The organism is Opitutus sp. sgz309028, from assembly GCF_059821195.1.
In genome coordinates, this window is sequence record NZ_JCAMRR010000010.1 from 1 (window position 1) to 5569 (window position 5569).

The window sequence follows — 5569 nt, forward strand, 5'->3', positions numbered from 1 at the left end:
AAGCACTTGGCCAGTTTGCCGTTCTTTTTGGATCGCGGTTTTTGCCCTCAGCTAGCTGAGGGCAAAAGGAAACTACACCATAACCGATCCACACACAGAATTACTGATACCTCCTGCGGCGGTTTTGTCCGTCTCTCAACTCTCAGCTCTCAACTCTCAACTGGCGGCGCGCTTCCCCGGCCCCGTCACTTTCACTCGTGTGCACAGGGCGTTCTTCGCGGCAGTTCGCGCCCTTCGCGGTTCATTCCTTTCGTGTATTTAGTTTGTTTCGTGGTCTGAATTCCGACTCTCAACTCTCAGCTCGCGCCCAAGCTCGTACTCACCACGGAGTGCACGGAATGAGCGTTCTTCGCGGTTTACGCGCGACCTCTCTCGCCTCTAGCCTCTCGCCTCTAGCCTCACTTTCACTTTGCTCCATTCGCTGCCCGATTCGGGCACCCGCTCACGTCACCCTTCCGCTCCGCTCCAGGGCAAAACGCTCCGCATTTTGCCATCTCCGCCTCCCGGCTTCGTCCCATCTCCCATCTCCCATCTCCCATCTCCCATCTCCGATCTCCGATCTCCGATCTCCGATCTCCGCCGCGGCGAAGCCGCGGCCCGCCTCTCGCCTCTCGCCTCTCGCCTCTAGCCTCACTTTAACTTTCACTCGCGCGCGTCAGCGCGCGCGCCGCGCATGCCCCCCACGTCCGTCCGCCCGGAAGGCGCTTCACTCGCCGACTTCTTTCACCTGCTCCGGTTGCGCCAGGCCCTCATCGCGCTCATCCTCGCGCTGGTGGTCGTCACCACCGTCGCCGTCACCGCGTTCCTGCCGAAGTGGTATCTCTCCACCACCAAGATCCGCGTCGAGAAACCCGAGGGCGAGGTGAAGCTCTTCCAGACGCAGGCCAGCAGCTCCTACGATCCCTATTTCCTCCAGGACCAGTTCCGCATCCTGCAGTCCGAAAAGATCCTTTACCCCGTCATCGAGCGGCTCGACCTCAACGCGAAACTCGCCGCCTCGCTCGACGCCTCCGGCCCGCTGCCGTCGTCCGTCACCTACCAATACCTCCTGAAAACCATGCTGCGCGTCGAGTCGCAGCGGAACTCCTCGCTGATCGACATCGACGTCTACGCGCAGGATCCCGCGCTCGCCGCCGCGATCGCCAACGAGATCGCGCGCGTGTACTCCGACGACCGCATCGCCTTCGCCACCGCCGAGCAGCGCGAGGGCCTCGCCCACCTGCGCAAGGAGCTCGAGGCCCAGGAACAGGTCGTCAGCGCCCAGCGCGACGCCGTCGAGCGGCTGCGCAAGGACCTCAACCTCTCGGGCGTCGACCTCAACGCGCGCTACTCCGACATGGAGATCGAGACGCTCCGCCAGATGCAGAACTCGCTCATCGCGCTCAGCGTCGACGCCATCGGCCGCCGCACGCGCTGGGAACGTTTCCGCAGCATCCCGCCGGCCGAGCGGCTCAGCCTCGTCAACTCCGAGCTGATCCAGGACCCCAACATCCAGAATCTCCTCCAGGCCTACTTGCTCGCCGATCAAACCGTCACGAAACTCCAGGCCCGCCTCGGCGAGGCGCATCCCGACCTCGTCGCTGCCGTCGACAACCGCGCCAAGATCCGCGAGCAGCTCGACGCCCAGCTCCGCGGCTACGAGAGCGCGCTCGAGATCTCCTACCAGGAGGCCGAGTCGCGCGTCGCCGAGCTGAAGACCCAGCTCGGCCAGGCCAAGGTCGAGCAGATCCTCTCCGCGCGCGAGCGCAGGCGGCCGTTCGAGGAGGCCGCGCAGAAACTCGACGACGAGACGCGCCTGCTGACCACGCTCAAGCTCACGCTCCGTCAGCGCGAAATCGATTTCCAGGTGCCCAAGCGCACGATCGAAATCCTCAACGTCGCCGAACCCGCGCGCCGCCCGAGCCGGCCCAACTGGCCGCTGAATATCGCGATGGCGTTTCTCTTCGGCTCGCTGCTCGGCGTCGGCTGCGCGGTGCTGCTCGAATATTTCGACACGAGTTTCCGCGACGTCAGCGATGTCGAAAATCGACTCAAGCTGCCCGTCCTCGGCGTGATTCCGCTTCAGCGCGAACCGCTCGGCGGCGCGCAGGAGGATCCCGCCGATCTCGAGCCGTATCGCGTGCTGCACACCAACCTGAACCTCGCGCTCAAGGCCGGCCAGCCCTCGAGTCTCGTGATTTTTTCCGCCGGGCCGGGCGAGGGGAAATCGACCACCGTGCACCGGCTCGCGCGCCTCACCGCGCTCGCGGGCGAGAAGGTGATCCTGATCGACTCCGACCTGCGCCGCCCCGCGCAGCATCGGCTCGCCGATCGTCCGCGCGAGCCGGGTTTGAGCGACGTCCTCGTCGATCGCGTGACGCTGGACGCCGCCATCCAGCCCGCGATCGCGCCGAACCTCGATTTTCTGCCCAGTGGCGGCGTGCCGGGTTTCACGCTCGGCCTGCTGCACCTCAACCGTCTCCGCGAGCTCGTGGCGACGCTGCGCGGCCGCTACGACCGGATCGTCTTCGATTCGCCGCCGATCATCGGCGTGAGCGACGCGAGCGTGCTCGCGACCGTCGTCGACGGCGCGATCCTGTTGATCCAGCACCGGCGCAATCCGCAGAGCATGGTGGTGCGCGCGCAGCAGACGGTGGAAGCGTTGCAGACGCCGCTGCTCGGCGTGGTGCTCACGCAGGTGCCGGTGAATGCCGGCGGCGAGTATGGGTATTACACGAGCAATTACTCGTATTACGGCGGAGACGGAAGACGCCGTCGCGGTGGCGGGACGGCGTCCGGTGAAACGGGTGGGGGAGGCGAGCCGGAGCGCCTCGTGTTGCGGGAACCCGGGCGGGTGAACGGGGAGACGCGCGAAATGCGCAAACGCGAAAATAGCAGTTGACGGAGACAGGCCGGACCTTACTTCTGTCGGCTCTCTCGCGGGCGTAGCTCAGTTGGTAGAGCACCACCTTGCCAAGGTGGACGTCGAGAGTTCGAGTCTCTTCGCCCGCTCCATTTTCCCGCATCTGCCAAGGTGCGGGTTTTTTTTGCGCGCCAAGACGTTGCCCACGGAACACACGGAAAACACGGAAGGATCCGGAGTTTTTGAACCACGAAATGCACGAAACACACGAAACGGGGAGAGGACGACCTTTTCAGCGTTTCAAGAAGCTCTCAACGCTAGGCTATCAGCTCGCCGTTGCGCGGTAGCCGAGCGGTCCTGAGTTTGGCCCACGCTTCGCCGCGCTGTCGCGCGAGTAACGCCGCGCTGCGGCGAGTTGAGAGCTGAGAGCCTAGAGTTGAGAGCCGGGTAGCGGCGATCGTCCCGATCGCCAGGATGGAAACCGCGAAGGACACGAAGCTCCGTGAAGGTCGATCAAAGGTAGGGACGGCTCTCCGAGCCGTCCGCTTTCGCGATTTACGCGATGCCGCGGTTTTGTCCGTCTCTCAACTCTCAACTAACAACTCTCAACTCTCAACTGGCGGCGCGCTTCCCGGCCCCGTCACTTTCACTCGCGCGCACAGGGCGTTCTTCGCGGCAGTTCGCGCCCTTCGCGGTTCATTCCTTTCGTGTATTTAGTGTGTTTCGTGGTCTGAATTCCGACTCTCAACTTTAGCTCGCATCCAAGCGCCGCCCGGTCCGTGCAATCTGTGCAATCCGTGGTTCAGATCCGTCGTCCTTCGCGCCGCTTCGCGCATCTCCGCGTTCTTCGCGGTTTTCCCACTTTCCCTTTCACCGTCACTTTCACGCGGCGCGTCAGCGCGCCGCGCGCGCCGCGGCGTTAAGTTCATTTTTGATTGAACGTAAGGTTTTCCCCTGTCATGCCCGTAGGGGAAAACCGCATGAACCGACTCTCCTCCAGCCCGCGCGAACGCGACTCTATCGCGCCGAAGGAGATACGGGTGTCGCGGGAGTTTCAGCGGGAGTGCGTGCAGTTCTTCGGCGACGTCGTGCAGGTCATGGGCGTGCCGCGGTCCTACGGGCAGATCTACGGGCTGCTGTTCGCCTCGCCGGAGCCGTTGTGCTTCACCGACCTCCTCGACGGCCTCGATATCAGTCGCGGCTCGGTGAGCCAGGGGCTGAACGCCCTGCGTGCGCTCGGCGCGGTGCGGTTTGTGAGCGGCGATGGACGCCGCGAGTTGTTCGAGCCGGAGAAGGGCCTGCGCAAGCTGGTCACCGGCATCCTCCGCGAGAAGGTGGATCCGCTCGTGACCGACGGTGCGCGGCACCTGGAGCGGCTGCGGAAATACGCCGCCGCGGCGCCGTCGAAGGACGGGCGCGAATTTTCCCTCGATCGCGTGCAGCAGATCGAATCGTGGCGCAACCAGATGCGCCTGTTGCTGCCGCTGTTGAAAACCGTTTTGGCGACCCGGCGCGGCTGACCGCGTCCGTGGCGCGCCTGCCACCCATGCTCCCTGCGGCCCCCGCCCGTACGGTCACCTCGAAGGAAGTGACGGGGCGAAGCTCACGCGCTTCGCGCGAGTTAGCGCCGCGATGCGGCGGGTTTAAGTTTAAGGTTTAGAGTTTAAGGGATGGCCGTCGGGACGACGGCCGCTACCGCGCCGCTCCAGGGCAAAACGCTCCGCATTTTGCCATCTACGCCTCGCGGCTCCGTCAGCATATCAGCTTCTCAGCGTTTCAAGCGCCTCTCGCCTCTAACCTTTCGCCTCTAGCCACTCCGACACTTTCCCTTTCACCGTCACTTTCACTAGCCGCTCCGCGGCTGTATGCGCCTCCAGCCCAACCGTAATTACACCAGCGACGATGTCGTGCAGACGCCGCCGAAGCTCGCGCGGCAGCTCGTCGCGCACTTCCGTCCGTCCGGCCGGATCCTCGAGCCCTGCGCCGGCGCCGGCAATTTCCTCCGCGCCCTCCGCGCCCACGCCCGCACTCAGTCCATTTCAGCTTTTCAGCCTGTCAGCATTTCAGCGTCTCGTGAGTCAGCGTCTCAGAAGTCCGCCGCTCGGCAACTCTCAGCTTCTCCGAAATCCGCTTCCAAAATTTCAGCTTTTCAGCATGTCAGCGTTTCAGCTTTTCCGAAGGCTCCGCCTTCCGTCTTCTGGTCCGAAATCCAGCGGGGACGCGATTTCTTCGACTGGACGGACCCCGTCGACTGGATCGTGACCAATCCGCCGTGGAGTCAGGTGCGGCGGTTTTTGCAGCACGCGATGACGCTCGCCGATCACATCGTGTTTTTGATGACGATCAATCATGTGTGGACGAAGGCGCGGCTCCGCGACATCCGCGACGCCGGTTTCGGGCTGCGGGAAATTGTACTGATCGACATGCCGCGCACCTTTCCGCAGAGCGGCTTCCAGCTCGGCGCGATCTATATAGCGCGAGGGTGGAAGGGGAATGTGCGGCTCAGCGACCTCAGCGCGTCGCGCTACGCGGTGCGCGCTGGAGAGCCCAGAGCCCAGGGCCCAGAGCCGAGTTAAGCGCAAAGACGCGAAGAGGCGAAGGACCGCAAAGGGAAGAATTCGATCGAGGTAGGGACGGCTCTCCGAGCCGTCCTGAGTTTGGCGGACGCATGCTCCTGGCATTGAACCACAGATCGCACAGAGTGCACGGAAGGCGCGTTTCGCGCCG

General features: G+C 63.9%; 3 protein-coding genes and 1 tRNA gene. All 4 read left to right on the plus strand.

The features are described 5' to 3' along the window. Positions 1–673: 673 nt before the first annotated feature. The 4 genes from AC6RV7_RS21075 to AC6RV7_RS21090 all read left to right on the plus strand — a co-directional run bounded on the left by AC6RV7_RS21075 (position 674) and on the right by AC6RV7_RS21090 (position 5418). A complete protein-coding gene (locus tag AC6RV7_RS21075; RefSeq protein WP_500096184.1) occupies positions 674–2881 on the plus strand; it encodes a GumC family protein in 2208 nt (735 codons plus the stop codon). A gap of 37 nt (positions 2882–2918) precedes the next feature. Beyond that, a tRNA-Gly gene (locus AC6RV7_RS21080) sits at positions 2919–2994 on the plus strand. 828 nt (positions 2995–3822) lie between these two features. Continuing rightward, on the plus strand, positions 3823–4362 hold the full coding sequence (locus AC6RV7_RS21085) for a GbsR/MarR family transcriptional regulator (protein ID WP_500096185.1): 540 nt from the start codon (positions 3823–3825) through the stop codon (positions 4360–4362). A 738-nt stretch (positions 4363–5100) separates the two neighbouring features. Continuing rightward, positions 5101–5418 (plus strand): hypothetical protein, encoded by a 318-nt coding sequence (locus tag AC6RV7_RS21090; protein ID WP_500096186.1) that lies wholly within the window; start codon positions 5101–5103, stop codon positions 5416–5418. Positions 5419–5569 lie beyond the last annotated feature (151 nt).